Source organism: Paenarthrobacter ureafaciens (assembly GCF_004028095.1).
GTDB classification, from domain to species: domain Bacteria; phylum Actinomycetota; class Actinomycetes; order Actinomycetales; family Micrococcaceae; genus Arthrobacter; species Arthrobacter ureafaciens.
In genome coordinates this window covers 2,116,108-2,135,883 of record NZ_SBHM01000007.1, presented here as the reverse complement: position 1 = coordinate 2,135,883, position 19,776 = coordinate 2,116,108, and the positions used below count along the sequence as shown (strand labels likewise).

The 19,776-nt window shown below is 64.2% G+C and carries 13 protein-coding genes, 1 tRNA gene and 1 riboswitch; of the genes, 5 read left to right on the top strand and 9 right to left on the bottom strand.

The features are described from left to right. Positions 1 to 119: 119 nt before the first annotated feature. The 3 genes from AUR_RS14265 to AUR_RS14255 all read left to right on the top strand — a co-directional run bounded on the left by AUR_RS14265 (position 120) and on the right by AUR_RS14255 (position 4,985). Complete coding sequence (locus AUR_RS14265) at positions 120 to 1,616, top strand: aldehyde dehydrogenase family protein (protein ID WP_128397194.1); 1,497 nt, start codon at positions 120 to 122, stop codon at positions 1,614 to 1,616. Beyond that, positions 1,617 to 3,269 (top strand): GMC family oxidoreductase, encoded by a 1,653-nt coding sequence (locus tag AUR_RS14260; RefSeq protein WP_062095266.1) that lies wholly within the window; start codon positions 1,617 to 1,619, stop codon positions 3,267 to 3,269. Between the two features lie 150 nt (positions 3,270 to 3,419). Further along, positions 3,420 to 4,985: an APC family permease gene (locus AUR_RS14255; RefSeq protein ID WP_062095264.1), complete on the top strand. Its 1,566-nt coding sequence runs from the start codon at positions 3,420 to 3,422 to the stop codon at positions 4,983 to 4,985. 113 nt (positions 4,986 to 5,098) lie between these two features. Here the strand turns inward: AUR_RS14255 and AUR_RS14250 are convergent, their stop codons facing one another. From AUR_RS14250 to AUR_RS14220, 7 genes are all read right to left on the bottom strand, one after another. Next, complete coding sequence (locus tag AUR_RS14250; RefSeq protein WP_021474249.1) at positions 5,099 to 5,938, bottom strand: aldo/keto reductase; 840 nt, start codon at positions 5,936 to 5,938, stop codon at positions 5,099 to 5,101. A 122-nt stretch (positions 5,939 to 6,060) separates the two neighbouring features. Then, the gene (locus tag AUR_RS14245) at positions 6,061 to 6,516 is read right to left on the bottom strand and encodes a hypothetical protein (RefSeq protein ID WP_021474248.1); all 456 of its coding nucleotides are present in this window, start codon (positions 6,514 to 6,516) and stop codon (positions 6,061 to 6,063) included. A gap of 8 nt (positions 6,517 to 6,524) precedes the next feature. Continuing rightward, positions 6,525 to 7,184: a bacterial proteasome activator family protein gene (locus AUR_RS14240; RefSeq protein WP_128397193.1), complete on the bottom strand. Its 660-nt coding sequence runs from the start codon at positions 7,182 to 7,184 to the stop codon at positions 6,525 to 6,527. A 92-nt stretch (positions 7,185 to 7,276) separates the two neighbouring features. After that, positions 7,277 to 7,468, bottom strand: coding sequence for a YbdD/YjiX family protein (locus tag AUR_RS14235; protein WP_021474246.1), 192 nt, complete (start codon positions 7,466 to 7,468; stop codon positions 7,277 to 7,279). Further along, on the bottom strand, positions 7,468 to 9,738 hold the full coding sequence (locus AUR_RS14230; RefSeq protein WP_062095260.1) for a carbon starvation CstA family protein: 2,271 nt from the start codon (positions 9,736 to 9,738) through the stop codon (positions 7,468 to 7,470). The genes AUR_RS14235 and AUR_RS14230 overlap by 1 nt, the downstream gene beginning before the upstream one ends. Before the next feature lie 173 nt (positions 9,739 to 9,911). Beyond that, on the bottom strand, positions 9,912 to 10,454 hold the full coding sequence (locus tag AUR_RS14225; protein ID WP_021474667.1) for a PadR family transcriptional regulator: 543 nt from the start codon (positions 10,452 to 10,454) through the stop codon (positions 9,912 to 9,914). A gap of 25 nt (positions 10,455 to 10,479) precedes the next feature. Beyond that, positions 10,480 to 11,463 carry an NAD(P)H-quinone oxidoreductase gene (locus AUR_RS14220; RefSeq protein WP_021474668.1) on the bottom strand — a complete coding sequence of 328 codons (984 nt, stop codon included), beginning with the start codon at positions 11,461 to 11,463 and terminating at the stop codon, positions 10,480 to 10,482. A gap of 98 nt (positions 11,464 to 11,561) precedes the next feature. Here AUR_RS14220 and AUR_RS14215 point away from each other — a divergent pair. Both AUR_RS14215 and AUR_RS14210 read left to right on the top strand, forming a co-directional pair. Continuing rightward, a tRNA-Ser gene (locus tag AUR_RS14215) sits at positions 11,562 to 11,649 on the top strand. Positions 11,650 to 11,953: 304 nt separating this feature from the next. Further along, positions 11,954 to 15,940: an ExeM/NucH family extracellular endonuclease gene (locus AUR_RS14210; protein WP_128397192.1), complete on the top strand. Its 3,987-nt coding sequence runs from the start codon at positions 11,954 to 11,956 to the stop codon at positions 15,938 to 15,940. Positions 15,941 to 16,010: 70 nt separating this feature from the next. Here AUR_RS14210 and cycA read toward each other — a convergent pair whose 3' ends face one another. Beyond that, entirely contained in the window at positions 16,011 to 17,477 is a 1,467-nt protein-coding gene (cycA, locus tag AUR_RS14205; protein WP_021474670.1) for a D-serine/D-alanine/glycine transporter, read from the bottom strand. A gap of 154 nt (positions 17,478 to 17,631) precedes the next feature. Next, positions 17,632 to 17,731, bottom strand: a riboswitch (glycine riboswitch). Between the two features lie 96 nt (positions 17,732 to 17,827). After that, positions 17,828 to 19,765 (bottom strand): FAD/NAD(P)-binding protein, encoded by a 1,938-nt coding sequence (locus AUR_RS14200; RefSeq protein ID WP_031217320.1) that lies wholly within the window; start codon positions 19,763 to 19,765, stop codon positions 17,828 to 17,830. Between the last annotated feature and the right edge of the window lie 11 nt (positions 19,766 to 19,776).

Genomic DNA, 19,776 nt, shown 5'->3' with positions numbered 1-19,776 from the left:
GTAACTGCAACACCACAGGCAACACGCCAAAGCCATACAAGGCCCGGCCGCGCCGTGCCCGAATCCTGGCGGACCCCGCTCTCCAAGCCCAGCACTTTGCCCGATTCATAGGGAGAACAATGTCAACAACAGCATCCACGCTCTTCATCAACGGTTCATGGGAGGCAGCTGCTTCCGGTGCCGCCCGGGAGATCCGAAACCCGGCTGACGGTGAAGTTGTCGCCACCGTTTCCGAAGGTGGCAAGGAAGACGCCGAACGCGCGATCGCCGCAGCCCGGGCAGCCTTCGACTCAGGCGTCTGGTCTTCCGTCCCCGCCCCCGAGCGCGGCTCCTTCCTGCTCAAAGTCGCAGCCGGACTGCGCGAACACCGCGAAAAATTCGCACGGGCCGAATCCTTGGACACCGGAAAACGCATCATCGAGAGCCGCATCGACATCGATGACATCGCTGCGTGCTTCGAATACTTCGGCAAGCTCGCGGGCCAGCAGCCGGGCCGGGTGGTGGACGCCGGGAACCCCGACGTCGTCAGCCGGATCGTCTACGAGCCCGTCGGCGTCTGCGGCCTCATCACCCCGTGGAACTACCCCCTTCTCCAAGCGGCGTGGAAGATTGCACCGGCACTGGCCGCAGGCTGCACGTTCGTCCTCAAACCAGCAGAGTTGACCCCTTCCACCAGCATCCTGTGCATGCAGCTCATGAAGGACCTGGGACTGCCCGACGGCGTCGCGAACCTTGTCACCGGTCCCGGGCGGAAGGTGGGCGCACCGCTGACGGAACACCCCGACGTCGACCTCGTTTCCTTCACCGGCGGCCTGGAGACCGGCAAGAGCATCGCCGCGGCCGCTGCCGCAACCGTCAAGAAGGTGGCGCTGGAACTGGGTGGCAAGAACCCCAACGTGGTCTTCGCCGACGCGGACTTCGACGCCGCCGTCGACAATGCGCTCAACGGCGCATTCCTGCACTCCGGGCAGGTTTGCTCGGCAGGCGCACGGCTGGTGGTGGAGGAATCCATCGCCGAACGCTTCGTCGACGAACTGGTCCGCCGCGCAGAAGCCATCCGTTTGGGCGGCCCCTTCGACGAGGACGCGGAAACCGGCCCGCTGATCTCTGCCGACCACCGCGACAAGGTCCACGAGTACGTCCAACGCGGCATAGCCGAGGGTGCCCGGTTGCGGACCGGCGGCGGGGCGCCGGAAGGCGATAAGTACGACGCCGGTTTCTACTACCGGCCGACCGTCCTGGACCGCGTCACGCGGGGAATGTCGGTGGTGACCGATGAGGCATTCGGCCCGGTAGTGACCGTGGAAACTTTCCGCACCGAAGACGAAGCCGTGGCAACCGCCAACGACACGATCTACGGGCTGGCCGGAGCCGTGTGGACGCAGGACGCCGGGAAGGCGCAACGGGTGGCGGGCAGGCTCCGGCACGGCACCATCTGGATCAACGACTACCACCCCTACCTCCCGCAGGCGGAGTGGGGCGGCTTCGGACAGTCGGGAGTGGGCCGGGAGCTCGGCCCCACGGGACTGGCCGAGTACCAGGAAGCCAAGCACATCTACCAGAACACCAGGCCGCAGGTAACCGGCTGGTTCGCTGACCACAGCAAGGAGAACTAGATGCACTTCGACACCATCGACGCCCTCGGCGAGCGCACGTTCGACTACGTCGTCATCGGCGGCGGATCTGCGGGAGCCGCAGTGGCCGCCAGGTTGAGCGAGGACCCTGATGTCACTGTCGCGCTGGTGGAAGCCGGCCCGGACGACCGCAACATTCCTGAGGTCCTGCAGCTGGACCGCTGGATGGAGTTGCTGGAATCCGGCTACGACTGGGACTACCCGATCGAGCCGCAGGAAAACGGAAACTCCTTCATGCGCCATGCACGTGCCAAGGTGATGGGTGGCTGCTCAAGCCATAACTCCTGCATCGCTTTCTGGGCACCCCGGGAAGACCTGGACGAGTGGGAGTCCAAGTACGGTGCCAGCGGCTGGAACGCTGATGCTGCCTGGCCGCTGTACAAGCGGCTGGAGACCAACGAGGACGCCGGCCCGGAGGCTCCGCATCATGGTGATTCGGGCCCGGTACACCTCATGAACGTCCCACCTGCCGATCCTGCCGGCGTTGCCCTGCTGGATGCTTGCGAGCAGGCGGGCATTCCCCGCACCAAGTTCAACACAGGCACCACGGTGATCAACGGAGCGAACTTCTTCCAGATCAACCGCCGTGCGGACGGTACCCGGTCCTCCAGTTCGGTGTCCTACATCCACCCCATCATCGAACGCCCCAACTTCACCCTGCTGACAGGGTTGAGGGCGCGCCAACTGGTGTTCGACGCAGGCAAGCGCTGTACCGGCGTCGATGTTGTCGATTCGGCTTTCGGCCGCACGCACCGACTGACGGTCAACCACGAGGTCATCCTGTCCACAGGCGCCATCGATTCCCCCAAGCTGTTGATGCTCTCCGGCATCGGCCCGGCGGCCCACCTCGCCGAGCACGGCATTGAGGCTTTGGTGGACTCCCCCGGGGTGGGCGAGAACCTGCAGGACCATCCCGAGGGCCTGGTGCAGTACGAGGCCAAGCAGCCGATGGTGCAGACTTCCACGCAGTGGTGGGAGATCGGCATCTTCACTCCCACGGAGGATGGCCTGGACCGGCCGGACTTGATGATGCACTACGGTTCGGTTCCGTTCGACATGAACACCCTGCGCCACGGCTACCCCACGACGGAAAACGGCTTCAGCCTCACTCCCAACGTCACGCACGCCCGCTCCCGCGGCACGGTACGCCTCCGCAGCCGGGACTTCCGGGACAAGCCCATGGTGGATCCCCGCTACTTCACGGACCCGGACGGACATGACATGCGCGTCATGGTGGCCGGTATCCGGAAGGCCCGCGAGATTGCCGCGCAGCCTGCCATGGCTGAATGGACGGGACGCGAGCTGTCGCCCGGCGTTGAGGCCCAGACGGACGAGGAGCTGCGGGAGTACATCCGCAAGACCCACAACACGGTGTACCACCCGGTGGGAACCGTGCGGATGGGCGCGTACGACGACGACATGTCACCTTTGGATCCCGAGTTGCGGGTGAAGGGGGTCACCGGGTTGCGGGTCGCCGATGCGTCGGTCATGCCCGAGCATGTGACCGTGAATCCCAACATCACCGTCATGATGATCGGCGAGCGGTGCGCGGACCTGATCAAGGCTGCCCGGGCTGAAGCGAACCTTGCCGTCTCTGTTACCGCAGAGGAGGACTTCACGCCGTCGTACGCCTAAGGGGCCCCCCAACGGGGGCGCCTCCTAGGGGGGATAAGTATCCACAGCAAAAATTTTCGATTCCGCCGCGCCCCAGGGCGGCCGATCCGATCTTGCTTTTCTGATGAGGAGTCCACAGTGGAACCCAGCAAGAGTAATGATTCAAGCGGCATGGACGAATTTGGCTACACGCAAACCCTCGACCGCAGCATTGGCAAGTTCGCCAGCTTCGCTGCCGGCGTCAGCTATATCTCCATCCTTACCGGTGTTTTCCAGCTTTTCTATTTCGGTTATTCCATGGCCGGCCCGGCCTACGCCTGGTCCTGGCCCATAGTCTTCGTAGGCCAGCTCATGGTGGCCCTTTGCTTCGCCGAGCTCGCCGGACGTTACCCGGTAGCCGGTTCGGTCTATAACTGGGCCAAGCGGTTGTCGACCGGGACGATGTCCTGGTTGGCCGGTTGGCTGTTGTTGCTGTCCTCGATCATGGCCCTGGGTTCTGTAGCACTGGCGCTGCAGATCACCTTGCCGCAACTGTGGTCCGGGTTCCAGTTCGTCGGAGATGGCAGTGGTCCCTTCGACTTCGCCATGAACGGTGTGGTTCTGGCGACGATCATGATCACCCTTTCCACCCTGATCAACGCCTTCGGCGTGAAGCTCATGACCCGCATCAACAGCATCGGGGTCTTCGTGGAGCTGATCGCCGCGGTGCTGCTCATCCTTGCCTTGGGCTGGCACGTTGTCCGGGGTCCGGAAGTCTTCTTTGATACTGCCGGCTTCGGTGAAGGCCACGACCTTGGCTTCTTCGGCGTCTTCCTGATCGGCGCCATGGCATCCGGGTACGTGATGTACGGCTTTGACACGGCCAGCTCCCTGGGCGAGGAAACGAAGGATCCCAAGAAGACAGCACCCAAGGCGATCCTTCGCGCCGTCACGGCGTCGTTCCTGCTGGGCGGACTGATGCTGTTGTTCGGCATCCTGGCCGCTCCCGACCTCAGCGACCCCAAGGTGGGACACGCTGACGGCGGCCTGCAGTACATCGTCCTGAGCGTCCTCGGCGGACCCTTCGGCAAAGCCTTCCTGGTGTGCATCGTGGTGGCTGTCGTGGTCTGCACGCTCGCCGTTCACGCGGCGGCGATCCGCATGATGTTCGCCATGGCAAGGGACAACAACCTGCCGTTCAGCCGGCAGCTCAGCAAGGTTGATCCGGTCCGCAGGACGCCCACGGTGGCTGCGATCGTCATCGGGGTTATAGCGGTAATCCCACTGCTCATCAACGTGATGCAGCCCGCGATCTTCACCATTCTTTCCAGCATCAGCATCGTGTTGATCTACATGTCCTACCTGCTGGTGACAGTGCCCCTGCTGCGCAAGCGGTTCCTGAAGAAGTGGCCGCTTGCCAACGACGGATCCGAGCCCGGGTTCTGCATGGGCAAGTGGGGGCTTCCGGTGAACATTGTGGCCGTGCTGTGGGGTGGGGCCATGACGCTGAACCTCATCTGGCCCCGACAGGAAATCTACAACTCCGTTCCGCCTTTTGAGTGGTACCTCCAGTGGGGCGGCGTGATCTTCGTGGCCACGGTGACTGTTGGCGGCGCGCTGCTCTACCGGCTGAAGATCAGGCACCAAACGGGTGTGCTGGCCGAGCATGCAGCGGCCGTCGCCGCGCACCCGGCCTCAGGCGAGCAGGCCAGGCCCGCAGGCGAGGCAGCGAACCCGTCCGCCGCCGTCGTACCTTAACTCCGGTTCTTAACCAGAACGCCCCCACCCGTGTAAGTAGCAGTAGTGCGCGTTTTGAGCGATCAAAACGCGCACAACTGCTACCCAGTTGGGTGGGGGCGCCTGTTTAAGAATCAGGCGAAGTCGGAAACTGCGGGATCCGGTCCGATGCGGCCTTCAGCGCCGCGGTCCAGGCCGTTGATGGCCTCGACGTCGGCTTCATCCAGCTTCACGGACAGCGCGGCGAAGTTTTCCTGAATACGGGATTCGGTGACGGACTTGGGAATGACCACGTTGCCGATCGCGAGGTGCCAGGCAATAACCACCTGTGCGGGGGTGGCATGGTGCTTGGCGGCGATCTCGGCGATAGTCGCGTTCTCGAGCAGCTCGCCGCCCTGGCCCAGCGGCGACCAGGCCTGCGTGAGGATGCCCTGTGCGGCGTCGAAAGCACGCAGCTCGGACTGGTTGAAGAACGGGTGCAGCTCCACCTGGTGGATGGCCGGTACTACTCCGGTCTCGTCGATGAGGCGCTGCAGGCCCTCGATGCTGAAGTTGGACACGCCGATGGACTTGACCCGGCCGCGCTTCTGAAGCTCGATCAGGGCCTTCCAGGTGTCAACGTACTTGTCCTGCTTGGGCTGCATCCAGTGGATGAGGTAGAGGTCCAGGGTTTCCAGGCCCAGGCGGTCCATGGAGTCCTCGAAGGCCGCCAGCGTGGACTCGTAGCCCTGGTCAGCGTTCCACAGCTTGGTGGTGATGAAGATTTCCTCGGCGGAGAGGCCGGAGGAGGCAATGGCACGGCCCACACCGGATTCGTTGCCGTAGATCTTGGCGGTGTCGATGTGGCGGAAGCCGGCTTCGAACGCCTGGCGGACCACCTTTTCGGCTACATCGTCTTCAACCTGCCACACCCCGTAGCCGAGCTGGGGGATGGTGTTGCCGTCGTTGAAAGTCAGTGTTGGTGAGGAAGTCATGATGCCATCCTGCCAGCCTCAGGCCGCTCTGCGCGCCCGAAAACAGGAAGATCAGCTATCCGCTTAACTCATTGCACCAAGGGAATAAGGGCGCACGCGGGTAGTTGCATGCGCCGCACGCTTTAGGGGTTTTCGCCTTGCTCATTCATCAGCCGCTCAGCGTCAGCGACCTGCTCGAAGACGGCCTCCGCGCGGCGGTGCACGGACAGGGCGCCCACAGGAACCGGCCCCACGGCGAGGCGAAGCATGGCTGCCGCCTCGGCGGTGGTGGCCAAGGCATTTCCTGCCTTGGACAGCGCCCGGTGCACTCCTGCCAAAGCACCGGGAACATCCAAGCCGTCGCTGGGTGAGCGCTTCTGGGCTTCCACGCACACCGCCCGAACCCGGGGCAGCAAAGCGGCCAAGGAATTTGCGATCTCTACCAGCTCGCCGTACAGCTGATCGTCCTCGACACCCTCAAGGACCTGATGGTACCGGTCCAGCCCGCGTTGAAAACGGTCATGGGCCCGGCGCCACAGGCCCTTGCCAAGCTCAAGATCATCCTTCCGCCCTTGCCGGACGGCCCCAAAGAAACTCATGGACGAGCTTAGAGGTACTGGCCCGGACCGTGGTCGGGGTCCTCGGGACGTCCCGGGGACTCAGGCGCCGCGGCTCCTGGAGCAGCAGCCCTCTGCGGTTGGCCGTTCTCGCCAATAATGATCCCCGGCGCGATCACCGTACCCGGGGGCAACTGGCGCAGCTGCCGCTGGGCTGCTGCGTGGTCGCGCGCGGCCTGCTGGGCGGCGATGGCGGCTTGGATGCCGTGGAACAAGCCTTCAAGCCAGCCAACGAGCTGGGCCTGGGCGATCCGAAGCTCGGCGTCAGAGGGTGCTTTTTCATCGGGGAACGGCAGGCTGATGCGTTCCAGCTCTTCAATCAGCTCGGGCGCCAGGCCATCTTCCAATTCCTTGATGGAGCGTTCGTGGATCTCGGCCAGGCGGCCCCGGGCAGCTTCGTCCAAGGGAGCGCTCTTCACTTCTTCCAACAACTGGCGGATCATGGTTCCGATCCGCATCACTTTGGCCGGTTCATCCACCAGTTCCTGCAGGTTGGAGCCCTTCGGCTTACCGTCCCCGGCGTCGCCCGGTTTCCCGTCGGCCGCGGCCGGGGCATCCCCGTCCAGCGCGTTGCCCTCCACGGGAGTGCCCTCAACAGGGGTGTCGTCCGAAGCCTCATCCTTGGGCTGAATGTCGTTCAGATCGCTCATGGGTTTCATACTCTCACGCCCAAGCGGACCAACCGGGGTCGGTCGGCCTTTTTGGACTTCGTTTGTAGCGAAACTCCCATGGCCACCGGGATTCAGCAGCAGCGGCCTTGGGGGTTGGTGTCCTGCCGGTCCATCCGGTCCCGCCAGAACTCGCGTTCAGTCATGACGGGACCGGAATGGCCTACAGCTTCGAAGTGCTCAACGTACTTTTGGTACGCGTCGGCGCCCATGACCGCCCGGAGGTAACCGGCGAAGCCACGGAGGCCCTTGAGGACGGCATTCATCAGTGATGCCCGGCCTTCTCCAAACGCTTCTCCGGCGGCAGTGCGTTCCATGTTGCCTGCAACTCCTTCTCCGCTGCCGTCGGGATCAGGCCGGCGGGGGCGAACACCTTGGAGGGGAGGGCAGGGTCCTCATGGTCCTCGCCGCCTCCGGCGCGCAGGGCCCGCACCGTCGCGATGATGGCTGCGACTATCACAATGATGCTGAGGGTCACGAAGATGACCGACAACACTCCCTGGATCATGGTGTTGCGGACCACGGCTTCCATGGCCGCTACGGTCTTGGCCGTGCCGAACTCCGTCTTTCCGTCCGCCAAAGCCTTGCTGAAGGCTGCGTTGTTCGCGAAATAGCCGACGGCGGGAACAGGCGAGAAGATCTTGTGGAAGCTCGCCGTAATGGTCACGACGGCGGCAAAGGCCAACGGGACGGCCACGATCCACAGGAACTTGAACGTTCCGCGTTTCGCCGCGATGGCCATGCAGACCGCCAAGGCAATGGCAGCCAGCAACTGGTTCGCAATGCCGAACAGCGGGAACAGGGTGTTGATGCCGCCGAGCGGATCCGTGACGCCCATCAGGAGGACGGCGCCCCACGCTGCCACCATGATGGCTGTGCAGATCCAGGCACCCGGGCGCCATGACGCTTCCTTGAACTTGGGAACAAAGTTGCCGATCGAGTCCTGCAGCATGAAGCGGGCTACGCGGGTGCCTGCATCGACGGCCGTCAGGATGAAGAGCGCCTCGAACATGATTGCGAAGTGGTACCAGAACGCCATCATTCCCGGACCGCCGATGAACTGCTGCATGATGTGCGCCAAGCCAACGGCCAGGGTGGGAGCACCGCCGGAACGGGAGATGATGCTCTCCTCCCCCACGTCGCTCGCGGTCTGCGCCAGGACGTCGGGGGTGATGTTCACATTCGCCAGGCCCAGGCTGTTCACCCACTGCGCAGCGGACTCAACCGTTCCGCCGGTGAGCGCCAAGGGTGCGTTCATGGCGAAGTAGATGCCCCGGTCGATCGAGATTGCGGCCACCAGGGCCATGATCGCGACGAAGGACTCCATGAGCATGCCGCCGTACCCGATGAACCGGGTCTGCCGTTCCTTCTCAATGAGCTTCGGCGTAGTGCCGGAGGAGATGAGGGCGTGGAAGCCGGAGAGGGCACCGCAGGCAATGGTCACGAAGAGGAACGGGAACAGCGCACCGGAGAAGACCGGACCGTTCTCACGGCTGGCGAACTCGCTGAAGGCCGGGACGTTGATCTCCGGACGGACCACGATGATGGCCACGGCCAGCATGGCGATCACACCGATCTTCATGAAGGTGGACAGGTAATCGCGGGGCGCCAGCAACAGCCACACCGGCAGGATGGCGGCGATGAAGCCGTAGATGATGATGCCCCAGGCGATGGTCACCTTGTCCAGGTGGAAGAAGGCTGCGCCCCATTCCGTTCCGGCCACGGCGCCGCCGCCGATGATGGCTGCCATGAGCAGTACGAAGCCGATGATGGACACCTCCATCACCCTTCCGGGACGGATGAAGCGAAGGTAGACGCCCATGAAGAGCGCGATCGGGATGGTCATGCCCACCGAGAAGACACCCCACGGGCTCTCACCCAAAGCGTTGACCACAACCAGCGCCAGGATGGCGACGATGATGATCATGATCAGCAGGGTGGCCACCAGGGCGGCGGTTCCGCCGATGACGCCAAGTTCCTCGCGCGCCATTTGGCCCAGGGACCGGCCGCCGCGGCGCATGGAGAAGAACAGCACCAGATAGTCCTGCACGGCACCGGCCAGTACGACGCCGATGATGATCCAGATAGTGCCGGGGAGGTACCCCATCTGGGCTGCGATGACAGGTCCCACCAGCGGCCCGGCACCGGCGATCGCGGCAAAGTGGTGCCCGAACAGGACGTTCCGGTCCGTGCGGACGTAGTCCTTGCCGTCGGCTTTGTATTCGGCCGGGGTGGCACGACGGTCATCCGGCTTGGTCAGATACCGTTCAATGACCTTGGAGTAGAACCTGTAGCCGATCAGGTAGGTACAAACCGCTGCGAAAACGAACCAGATGGCGTTGACAGTCTCGCCGCGGACCAGGGCCAGCATCACCCAGGCGACGCCGCCCAGCAGCGCAATGGCTACCCAGAGACCGATCTTGGCGGGAGTCCATTTCCGTTCCTCGGCTTCGCGGACTGAATCGTCCACTGCCGGCGCGGGCAGCGTGGGGTCCAATCCCTCCACGAGTCCGGTTTGCTCAGGTAACTTGCCCATTTTCTCCTCCTTGAGACCTGCCGCGGCGCTGTGCTGCCTGCGTTGGCGTCATGATGCCGTGCGCGGACACACGGCAAGCGCACGCTAGCAAGGAGGTTCCCCGGGGAAGGGCGACCCACCGCCCAGGCCCGTCCGGGTGCGGTGAACGGTAGTGATGCTGCGATGAACGGCGGTTAGTTGGAGTGGTTGCGGCCTTGAGCCTGCACCATCCGGGCTTCGCACAGGTCCAGCCAGCGGACCTCGGCTTCCGCTTGGAAGATCAGGGAATCCAGGACCAGGAGCCAGGCCGTATCCGCCGGGCGCTGACCCGCCGAGGCCGCCTTCCTGGCCTGGGTGTAGTCCTGCAGGGCGCGCAACGAAACCTCGCGCTGGGATTGGATCACCGCGGAAGGATCGACGTCGGGAAGGGTGACGGCGAGCGCCAGCTTGATGGCGATCTCGTTGCGGGGCGGGTTGCCGCGCTCAACCGCATCCTCAAACCAGGCATCCACCTCGGCTACCCCGGCGTCAGTGATGCTGTAGACGACGTGTCCCCCGCCGTCGTCGCCGTCTTTGCTGACCAGCCCGTCCCGCTCAAGGCGGTCCAGGGTTGTGTACACCTGCCCGATGTTCAACGGCCACGCGGCGCCGGTGCGTTCTTCGAATTCCGAGCGCAGCTCGTAGCCGTACCTGGGCTGGCCCTGGAGCAAGGCCAGGAGGCTGTGCCGGATGGACATGGGGCTCCTCGCTGTAGTGGACGGGTCAGAGCAGCAGCAGGACTTTTCCTACGTGGTCGCCGGAGTCGAAGTACTTGTGCGCCTCCCCCACCTGTTCCAGCGGGAACGACTTGGCCACGAGTGGTTTGATTCGCCCGTCGGCGAGCATGGGCCACACCACCTCCCGGACGGCGGACATGATGATGCCCTTCTCCGCCACCGGCCGGGGGCGCAGCGCCGTAGCGATGACGGCAGCCCTCTTGCTCAGGAGCTGTCCCAGGTTGATCTCGGCCTTGGTGCCGCCCTGGAGCCCGATGATCACCAGCCGGCCGTAATCGGCCAGTGCATCGATGTTCTGCTGGAGGTACTTGGCGCCCACGACGTCGAGGATCACGTCGGCGCCTTTGCCGCCGTTTTGTGCCTTGAGGCTTTCGACGAAGTCCTCTTCGGCGTAGTTGATGGCGATGTCGGCACCCAGGAACGCTTTGGCGGTGCCCACTTTCTCATCAGTGCCGGCAGTGGTGGCCACCTTGGCGCCGTAGGCTTTGGCCAGTTGGATGGCCATGGTGCCGATGCCGCCCGTCGCGCCGTGGATGAGGACCGTCTCGCCTTGCTGGAGCTGTGCCGTCATGACGAGGTTCGAGTAAACAGTGGCCGCCACTTCCGGAAGACCCGCCGCCGTCACCAGGTCCACGCCCTCGGGTAGACGCAGCACTTGTTCGGCCGGTACCGCCACCTGCTGGGCGTAGCCGCCGCCGGAGAGCAGCGCGACTACCTTGTCCCCCAAAGTAAAGGCCTTGGTGACACCAGGCCCGAACCCGGCGATACGGCCCGACACTTCAAGGCCGGGAATCTCCGAGGCCCCTGGCGGCGGCGGGTAAAAGCCCCGGCGCTGTTGGACGTCGGCGCGGTTGAGGCCTGCGGCTACGACGTCGATCAGCACCTCGCCCTCGCCGGGCACCGGTGCCGGTACTTCCCTTACTTCGAGGACTTCGGGTCCGCCTGGTTCGGAAATAAAGACGGCTTTCATGACGAACTCCCGTTTTCTTGCTGCACTAACCGGCTCCGGGGCCTGAAAGTACGTGATGTTTTGGTACAGCCAACTCCCTATGAAACACTACTAGGCAGGGAAGGTTGTCCGAGCGGCCTAAGGAGCTGGTCTTGAAAACCAGTGTGCGGTAACCCCGTACCAAGGGTTCAAATCCCTTACCTTCCGCGTAACAAGTGCCCCGGGTGCCAGAACCCGGGGCACTTTCTGCTTTCCAGCCCTCTTCGCCGCCGCTGCCGTGCGATTATCTGAGAACCTGCCCCCGGATAACCATTGAAAGTGTCTAAGGCCGCACATAGTGTTCTATCGGGCAACCTTCCGCTTACCGGCAGGCAATGCCCCATTCATCCGTTCGCGCTGAGCTAGACCCGAGGCAGCTTTACCCGGAGCAACTTCCGGTTCATCGTCCGCGCCATGGAACGTGGACGCCCTCAGCGAGCCCGGCTGGGCTCCCTCACGAAAGTAAGAGCGGATGCGACGTAAGCACTGGAAATTCCTGGCGGGCACTGTCCTGTCAGCGGGGTTGGCAGCGGCCCCACTGACAGCTGTGCCGGCCCTCGCAGCAGATGACCCCGCGGCTCCTGGTTCGCCGGTAGTCGTCAATGAGGCGTATTTGCTGCAGCCGGAGTCCGGCACCAAGACCATCGCCGAGATCCAAGGCACCGGCCCCGCCAGCCCACTCGTCGGCAGCACCGTGACCACCCGCGGCAAGGTGACCGCGGCCTACGCCACCGGCGGCCTGAACGGCTACTACGTCCAAAGTCCGGGGACGGGAGGCGACAGCAGCGGGGCGGCCAGGACGGCGTCGGACGCTTTGTTCGTCTATTCCCCTACGACGGCGGGTTCCGTTCAGCCGGGCGACTACCTGGAACTGACCGGCGTCGTGAGCGAATTCGCGAACCAGACCCAGATCACGGTGCAAGCGGCGGGTGTCACAAAACTGACTGATCCCGCCCCGGAAGTGAAGGCCACACCGCTGTCCCTCCCGGCCAACGAGGTCGCACGCGAGCGCCTCGAAGGGATGCTGATCGCACCCCAAGGCGACTTTGTGGTGACGGACAACTACGCTCTGAACCAGTACGGCGAAATCGGCCTCGCGGCCGGCACATCACCCCTGGTGCAGCCGACGGCGGTAGCCCCGTACGGTTCGGCAGAGTATTCGGCGGTTGTGGCTGACAACGCGGCGCGCGGCATCAAGCTCGACGACGGCGCGTCCACCAACTTCCTTAAGGACGCCACCACCAAAGCCCAACAACTGCCCTACCTCACTCCGGAAAACCCCGTCCGGGTAGGTTCGGCTGCCACGTTCACGACCGACGTTATCCTGGGCTACGGCAACAACTCCTGGAAGTTTCAGCCCCTCGCGCCCCTGACTGCGGCCACTGCGGACGGGGTGCAGCCCGCGTCCTTCACCGTTTCACGCCCTGAAGGCCCTGCCGACGTGGGCGGCAACCTCAAGCTGGCCTCCTTCAACGTCCTGAACTACTTTCCCACCACGGGCGATCAACTCAGCGGCTGCGTGTACTACACCGACCGTGATGGCAACCCCATCACCGTCAAGGAAGGTTGCAACGCCCGCGGCGCCGCCAACGCGGAGAACTTCCAACGCCAGCAGGCCAAGATCGTCGCCGCCATCACCAAGTCCGGGGCCGACGTTGTCTCCCTGGAAGAGATCGAGAATTCGGCCCAGTTCGGCAAGGACCGCGATGCCGCTTTGGCAACACTGGTGGACGCCCTGAACGCGAAGACCCCCGGGGTGTGGGACTACGTCCGCACGCCGGCGAATGCTCCTCCGCTGAGCGATGAGGACATGATCCGGACGGCCTTCATTTACAAGAAAGCCACGGCCGAACCGGTGGGTGGCTCCGTGATCCACAACGACACCGATGCCTTTGCCAGTGCCCGCAAGCCTTTGGCCCAGGCCTTCAAGCCCCCAGGCGCAGCAGATGACACCAAGTTCATCGCAATCGTCAACCACTTCAAGTCCAAGGGATCCGCCGCCACGCCGGAGGACACGGACAAAGGCCAGGGTGCATCGAACCTTGCCCGGACACGCCAGGCCGAGTCGCTGCTCGCTTTCGCCAAGGACCAGCAGGTTTCCATGGGCACGGACAAGGTCTTCCTGATGGGCGATTTCAATGCCTACGCCAAGGAGGACCCCCTCAACGTCCTCACCGGCGCGGGCTACACCAACCTTGAAGCAGGGCCGGGCAAGCATTCCTACTTGTACGGCGGAATGGTCGGCTCGCTGGACCACGTTCTGGCTTCTCCCGCCGCCCTCCCGACAGTCACGGGAAGCGACATATGGAACATCAACTCCGTGGAGTCCGTGGCACTGGAATACAGCCGGTATAACAACAATGTGACCAACTACTATGCGTCGGACGAGTTCCGGGCCAGCGACCACGATCCCGTGGTGGTCGGCCTTGACCTGGCACCAAGTGCGCCGCAGACCGTAGACCTTCAGTTCCTGGGGATCAACGACTTCCACGGCAGGATCGATTCCAACACCGTACTGTTCGCCGGAACGGTGGAGAAGTTGCGTGCTGCCGCGGCACCGGGCGCCACGGCGTTCATCTCGGCCGGGGACAACATCGGAGCATCACTCTTTGCCTCCTCCGTGGCGAAAGACCAGCCCACTATCGACGTCCTGAACGCCCTCGAGCTGCAAGCCTCCGCGGTTGGCAACCATGAGTTCGACGGCGGCTGGGAGGACCTGCGCGACCGCGTCGCCGCGGGTGGCACCAACGCTAAGTTCGCCTACCTTGGCGCGAACGTCTACCAAAAGGGCACCATCACTCCCGTCCTGCCCGAGTACAAGGTGCTGGAACTCAACGGCCTGCGCGTGGCAGTGATCGGCACCGTCACCCCGGAGGTTCCTTCCCTGGTGACTCCGGCGGGCATCGCAGACCTGGAGTTCGGTGATCCGGTGGATGCCATCAACCGGGTTGCGGCGAAGATCAAGGCTGAGGGCGCCGCTGACCTGATCATCGTCGAAAACCACGACGGCGCAGCGTCCGGAACGCCCGACGGCGCCACGTTGGAGGAGGAAGTTGCCGCCGGAGGACCGTTCGCGAAACTCGTGAACCAAACCACGCCCGACGTCGCGGCAATCTTCACCGGCCACACCCACAAGGAATATGCCTGGGACGCCCCGGTGCGGGACGCCGACGGGCAAGCCACCGGAAAGACCCGGCCGATCATCCAGACCGGCAACTACGGGGAGAACGTGGGAACCGTGACCTTGACCGTGGACGTGGCTTCCAAGACGGTCACCGCCTACGAAGCATCGATCGTGGAGCGCACCACCGACACTCCCGAAAGCCTCGTTGCCGCCTACCCCCGGGTGGCAGCCGTGAAAACGATCGTGGACAAGGCCTTGGCTGACGCCAAAGAGATCGGCAACCAGCCGGTAGGGGCAGTGACCGCTGATATCACCACGGCGTTCACGCCGGACCCCGAAGGCGGCGCCCCCAAGCGGGACGACCGCGCGAGCGAGTCCACGTTGGGCAACCTCGTGGCGGACTCACTGGTGGACACGCTCAAGGCGCCGGAACTGGGTGCAGCGGAGATCGGCGTCGTGAATCCCGGCGGGCTCCGCAACGAGCTGTACTACGCCCCGGACGGAACCATCACCTATGCCGAGGCGAACGCGGTGCTGCCGTTCGTCAACAATCTCTGGACGACGTCCCTTACTGGCGCGCAGTTCAAGACGCTCCTGGAACAGCAGTGGCAGACCAACCCCGACGGAACGGTTCCGAGCCGCCCGTACCAGCAGTTGGGGTTGTCCAAGAACGTCAACTACACCTACGACGCCGCCCGCCCGGCAGGTGAGCGCGTCACCGGGATCTGGGTGGACGGTACGCCGATCGATCCGGCCAAGCAGTACAGGATCGGTACCTTCAGCTTCCTAGCCACCGGCGGTGACAACTTCCGCGTCTTCCAGGAAGGCAGCAACACCAAGGACACCGGGCTGGTGGACCGGGATGCGTGGATCAAGTACCTCCAGGCGCACAACCCGGTATCGCCCGACTTCGCGCGCCGTTCCGTAGCTGTTGCCAACACAACAGCCAGCGACGTCACGGCCGGAGATGCCCTGAGCCTGGCCGTTTCCAAGCTGGACCTGACGTCCATCGGCAGCCCGGCGAACAAGACCCTCAAGGCCTCGTTCGTCGACGCCGCAGGCACCACCGTGGAGTTGGGCGATGTTCCGGTGACCTCCGGTGCCGCGAACGTCAACGTCACGGTTCCCGCCACAGCAGCAGCCGGTACCGCGACGCTGGTGCTCACCGCCGTCGAAACCGGCACCACGGTCAAGGTCCTGGTCACGGTGGCGGAGAGCGTCCCGAATCCGCCGCAATGCACGGCACCGGCCAAACCATCCAAGTGGTACGACATTGCGGGCTGGCTCCGCTACGCCATCGCCTGGTTGGAATATCAGAGGTGCCTGAGGGGCTGACAAACCCCGGTTGGCAGTGAAGGGGCCAGGCCCCGCGTCCGTGTGGTCGCGGGGCCTGGCTTTTTGTGTCCTACTTGCGTGCGGGTTCAGGCTCGGGAAGCCGTTCAGCGTCCTCTTGCAGGCTCGCGCGGAAAGCTTCAAACCGGGCCACGTGGGCCGGCCGGCGGCGCAGGATGGCCCACGCGATGCCCAACGCCACGAACCACACCGGCGTGACAAGCAGCGCCATGAGGGTGTCCGGCTGCGTGGTCAATGCCCACATGATGAACCCGAAGAACGCGAAGACCACCCAAACCATCACAACACCGCCGGGCATCTTGAACGCGGAGCCATCGTGCAGTTGCGGACGACGCTTCCGGAAGGCGAGGTAGCTCGCCAGGATGATCGACCAGACGAACACGAAGCACACGGCCGACACCGTGGTGACCATGTCGAAGGCCTTGCCAACGTCCTGGCCGGCGTACATGAGGACGACGCCGGAGAGCAGCAGCACGCAGGAAAGGAACAGCGCGTTGCGGGGTACTTTGCGTCCGGAGAGCGCACTGAAGACTGCGGGCGCGTCGCCTTCCTGCGCCAAGCCGTAAACCATGCGGGACGTGGAGTAGATCCCGGAGTTCGCGGAGGACATCGCCGAGCTCAACACCACGAGGTTGACGATCGTGGCTGCGGCCCCAAGCCCGGCAAGCGAGAACATGGCGATGAAAGGGCTGTGGCCGGCCGCGAACTGCGTCCACGGAGTAACGGACATCAGGATGATGAGGGCGCCTACGTAGAAGAGCAGCACACGGATGGGAATGGAGTTGATGGCCTTGGGAAGGTTTTTCTCCGGATCCTTCGCTTCGGCAGCGGTGGTTCCCACCAGTTCAATACCCACGAACGCGAAGACTGCGATCTGGAAACCGGCCACGAACCCCATGAATTCGTTGGGGAAGAAGCCTCCATGGGACCAGAGGTTGGTGAAGCTGGCAGGGCCGGCATCGGACTGGAAGCCACTGAAGATCATGAACAGGCCCACGATGATGAGCGCCGCAATGGCCACGATCTTGATGAGGGCGAACCAGAATTCCGTCTCGCCGAAGGCCTTCACGGTTGCCAGGTTCAAGAGCAGGAGGATGCCGATCGTGATGAGTCCGGGAATCCAGAGGGGCAAGCCCGGCCACAGCTCTTCCGAGTAGCCGGCTATCGCAATGACGTCCGCGATGCCCGTGATAACCCAGCAGAACCAATACGTCCATCCAGTGAAGAATCCCGCCCACGGACCCAGAAGGTCTGCGGCGAAGTCGCTGAAGGACTTGTAGTTCAGGTTGCTCAACAGCAACTCGCCCATGGCCCGCATGACGAAGAACAGCATGAAGCCGATGATCATGTAGACGAAAATGACGGAGGGCCCGGCGGCGGAGATGGTTTTCCCGGAGCCCATGAACAGGCCGGTTCCGATGGCACCGCCAATGGCGATCAGTTGGATGTGGCGGTTGCTGAGTTGCCGTTCGAGGTGGGGCTCATGGTTGTTGTCTGTTGGCGGGCGCTGAATCGTCATGAGGAACTCCATTGTTCAGGCGGCACCGGAATGCCACGATGATTCGGGTTCCTCCCCGCTCTGTCATTGACCTGAGAGTTTCCGCGTGCCTGCAGGCAGGAACGCTTGCACCTTCGGTGAGCCCGGTGGGAACCGTGCTTCTTTCCAGAGTTGCCTCGCCGCGGCGGTACAGGGTGCCTGAGAGATTCCTGGGGAGGGTTTGCTCCTACGGCGCCTGACGGGATGTACCGGCAGGACTCTCCCGCCGCGGATCACTAGCGCGCATCACCAGCCGGTGACGCAGATCACACACTAGCGAAGGGCGGGCACCCGCTGCAAACGCCCGGCATCCACGGTCGTCATAAAAGGGGTTAAAGCCCCAGGATGCTCCGCGCGATCTCGTCGGCGTCGCGCAGCGTCCGCTGTCCGCTGGTGTAGGCCTGGCCCGTTGCCGGTTTCGCCTCGGCAGCGATGGCGGTCCCCCACTGGGTTGCCGACAGCTGAAGGCCCAGCACGTACAAACCCTCGGTTACCGAGCCGTTCGCGGCCACGGGCCGGTAAGGATGTGGTTCCACATCCAGGCCGGTGGTCTGCACCGGCGTCCCCTCGACGCTCATCATGATCTTGGTTCGCACCAGGCCGTCCTCCATGAGCTGTTCCAGCAACGGGGAGACGTTGATACCCACCCGGTTGGCGGGCGACATCGCTTCAATCAGGGTCCTCGCCTGCACGGGCGCATCCCGCACCCAGGGCGAAAAGGCGCGGAAGACCTTGGCGTTTCGGTCCACGCTGAATTTCGGGTCCGGCCCCACGAAACTCACGACGCCGGCACGCGCCAAGGCGGCCAGCTGCTCCGAACGAAGTGCGGGAGGCCCGCTGGCCAGTCCCTCGACGAAGGATTCGAACCAGCCGCGCAGCTCCGCCACCCACGACTCATCCGTGATTCCACCGTCCGCCACCACGGTCTTAAGGATCGCGCGGCCCGTATGGAGTGCGCCGATCGCCATCTTCACAGGATCGGCTTCGCCGAGCTCCGAACGCAGGGCATCATCATCCAGGTAATCGGTGATGGCCTTGTCCAACTCGCGGCGGGAGGCGAAGGTCCGGCCCGCCAACGGGGCGGCGAGCGCCCGAAGGTTCAGCCGGCGCGAAGCCACCACGTGTTTTTCGACCAGCGCCCCCACTTCGGTTTCCCAGTTGCCCGTTGCGTGCGCATGCGGCTGCAGCGCGTCCTCCAGGTCGGCCAGGAATTGGGCCGAGTCCCGGATCGCGGCCGGTTGGGACCGTGCCAACGTTGCGTAGTACGCCCACAACGCGTCCCGGTGCAGGAGCGGCCACAGATCATGGTCGAAGCCGGGCTGGATCCCCGCAGCCCGGAAGCGGTCGACGGCGGCTTCCGTCAGGTAGCGGAGGGTGATGCTCGTGGCGTAGTAGCCGGACAGCCCGGCTTTGGCCCGGTACGGGGTGCCTCGCCTGGACGCTGCGATGATTTTCGGTTCGCGCCCGGAAGCACGGTACTCCAGGGCGCCGGTACCCGGGGCGACGGCGTCCACGAATTTGCCGCCGCGGCCCTCGGTCAGCTGCCCCATGACGTCGAAGAAGTTCAGGCCCATTCCCCGGACCAGCACGGGTTCGTTGTCCGGCACTATGGACCAGTCCACGTCGGCCGGAGGCGCCGGAGGGAAGTACAGCAGTCCGTGTTCTTCGGCGGCCACCTGGAAGGAGCGTTGCTCGGGGTTCAGGCGGGCTTCAATGTGGCCAAGGGCGAGCACCACCGAATCGACGGTGAGGGTACCGCCGTCGGCCAGTTCGACGTCGAACGCCTTACCCGCCGGGCGGGCCGCCACCGCCGACGTTTCATGGAAGGTGACGTCCACGCCGTCGGGCACCCGCTGGAGCAGCTCAGCCAGCGTCTGCTGCAGGTAACGCCCGTACAGGGCGCGGCTCGGGAAGTTGTCGGACGCCAGCGCGGACAACTCGGCCTTCTCGGCGTCGCTGAGTCCCTGGCCGTCACGACGCCGGGTCACGCGCCATTCGTCGAACGAACCGCCCGCCAGAGGCGGGGCAAGCTCCGGTTCCTGGGGAATCAGGGTGGGATAGAACGACTGCGTGTTCATCAGGTACAGCCGGGACTGCCCGGGCTGCCAAACGTGCCCCGAACCGGCCGGATAGGGGTCAATGACGTGGATGTGGAGCGTGCTTCCGCCGTTCCCTGCCGCCGCCCGGTTCGCGAGCAACCGCTCAAGGACGCTGGTACCCCTGGGACCAGCCCCGACAAGGGCAACACGGTTGGTTTGGGAAGTAGCCACGCTCAAGCTTA

What these genes read in the sequence shown, in the direction of transcription:
- AUR_RS14265 (WP_128397194.1), top strand. Translation starts at nt 120, where the DNA reads ATGTCAACAACAGCATCCACGCTCTTCATCAACGGTTCATGGGAGGCA.
- AUR_RS14260 (WP_062095266.1), top strand. Translation starts at nt 1,617, where the DNA reads ATGCACTTCGACACCATCGACGCCCTCGGCGAGCGCACGTTCGACTAC.
- AUR_RS14255 (WP_062095264.1), top strand. Translation starts at nt 3,420, where the DNA reads ATGGACGAATTTGGCTACACGCAAACCCTCGACCGCAGCATTGGCAAG.
- AUR_RS14250 (WP_021474249.1), bottom strand. Translation starts at nt 5,938, where the DNA reads ATGACTTCCTCACCAACACTGACTTTCAACGACGGCAACACCATCCCC.
- AUR_RS14245 (WP_021474248.1), bottom strand. Translation starts at nt 6,516, where the DNA reads ATGAGTTTCTTTGGGGCCGTCCGGCAAGGGCGGAAGGATGATCTTGAG.
- AUR_RS14240 (WP_128397193.1), bottom strand. Translation starts at nt 7,184, where the DNA reads ATGAGCGATCTGAACGACATTCAGCCCAAGGATGAGGCTTCGGACGAC.
- AUR_RS14235 (WP_021474246.1), bottom strand. Translation starts at nt 7,468, where the DNA reads ATGAATGCCGTCCTCAAGGGCCTCCGTGGCTTCGCCGGTTACCTCCGG.
- AUR_RS14230 (WP_062095260.1), bottom strand. Translation starts at nt 9,738, where the DNA reads ATGGGCAAGTTACCTGAGCAAACCGGACTCGTGGAGGGATTGGACCCC.
- AUR_RS14225 (WP_021474667.1), bottom strand. Translation starts at nt 10,454, where the DNA reads ATGTCCATCCGGCACAGCCTCCTGGCCTTGCTCCAGGGCCAGCCCAGG.
- AUR_RS14220 (WP_021474668.1), bottom strand. Translation starts at nt 11,463, where the DNA reads ATGAAAGCCGTCTTTATTTCCGAACCAGGCGGACCCGAAGTCCTCGAA.
- AUR_RS14210 (WP_128397192.1), top strand. Translation starts at nt 11,954, where the DNA reads ATGCGACGTAAGCACTGGAAATTCCTGGCGGGCACTGTCCTGTCAGCG.
- cycA (WP_021474670.1), bottom strand. Translation starts at nt 17,477, where the DNA reads ATGACGATTCAGCGCCCGCCAACAGACAACAACCATGAGCCCCACCTC.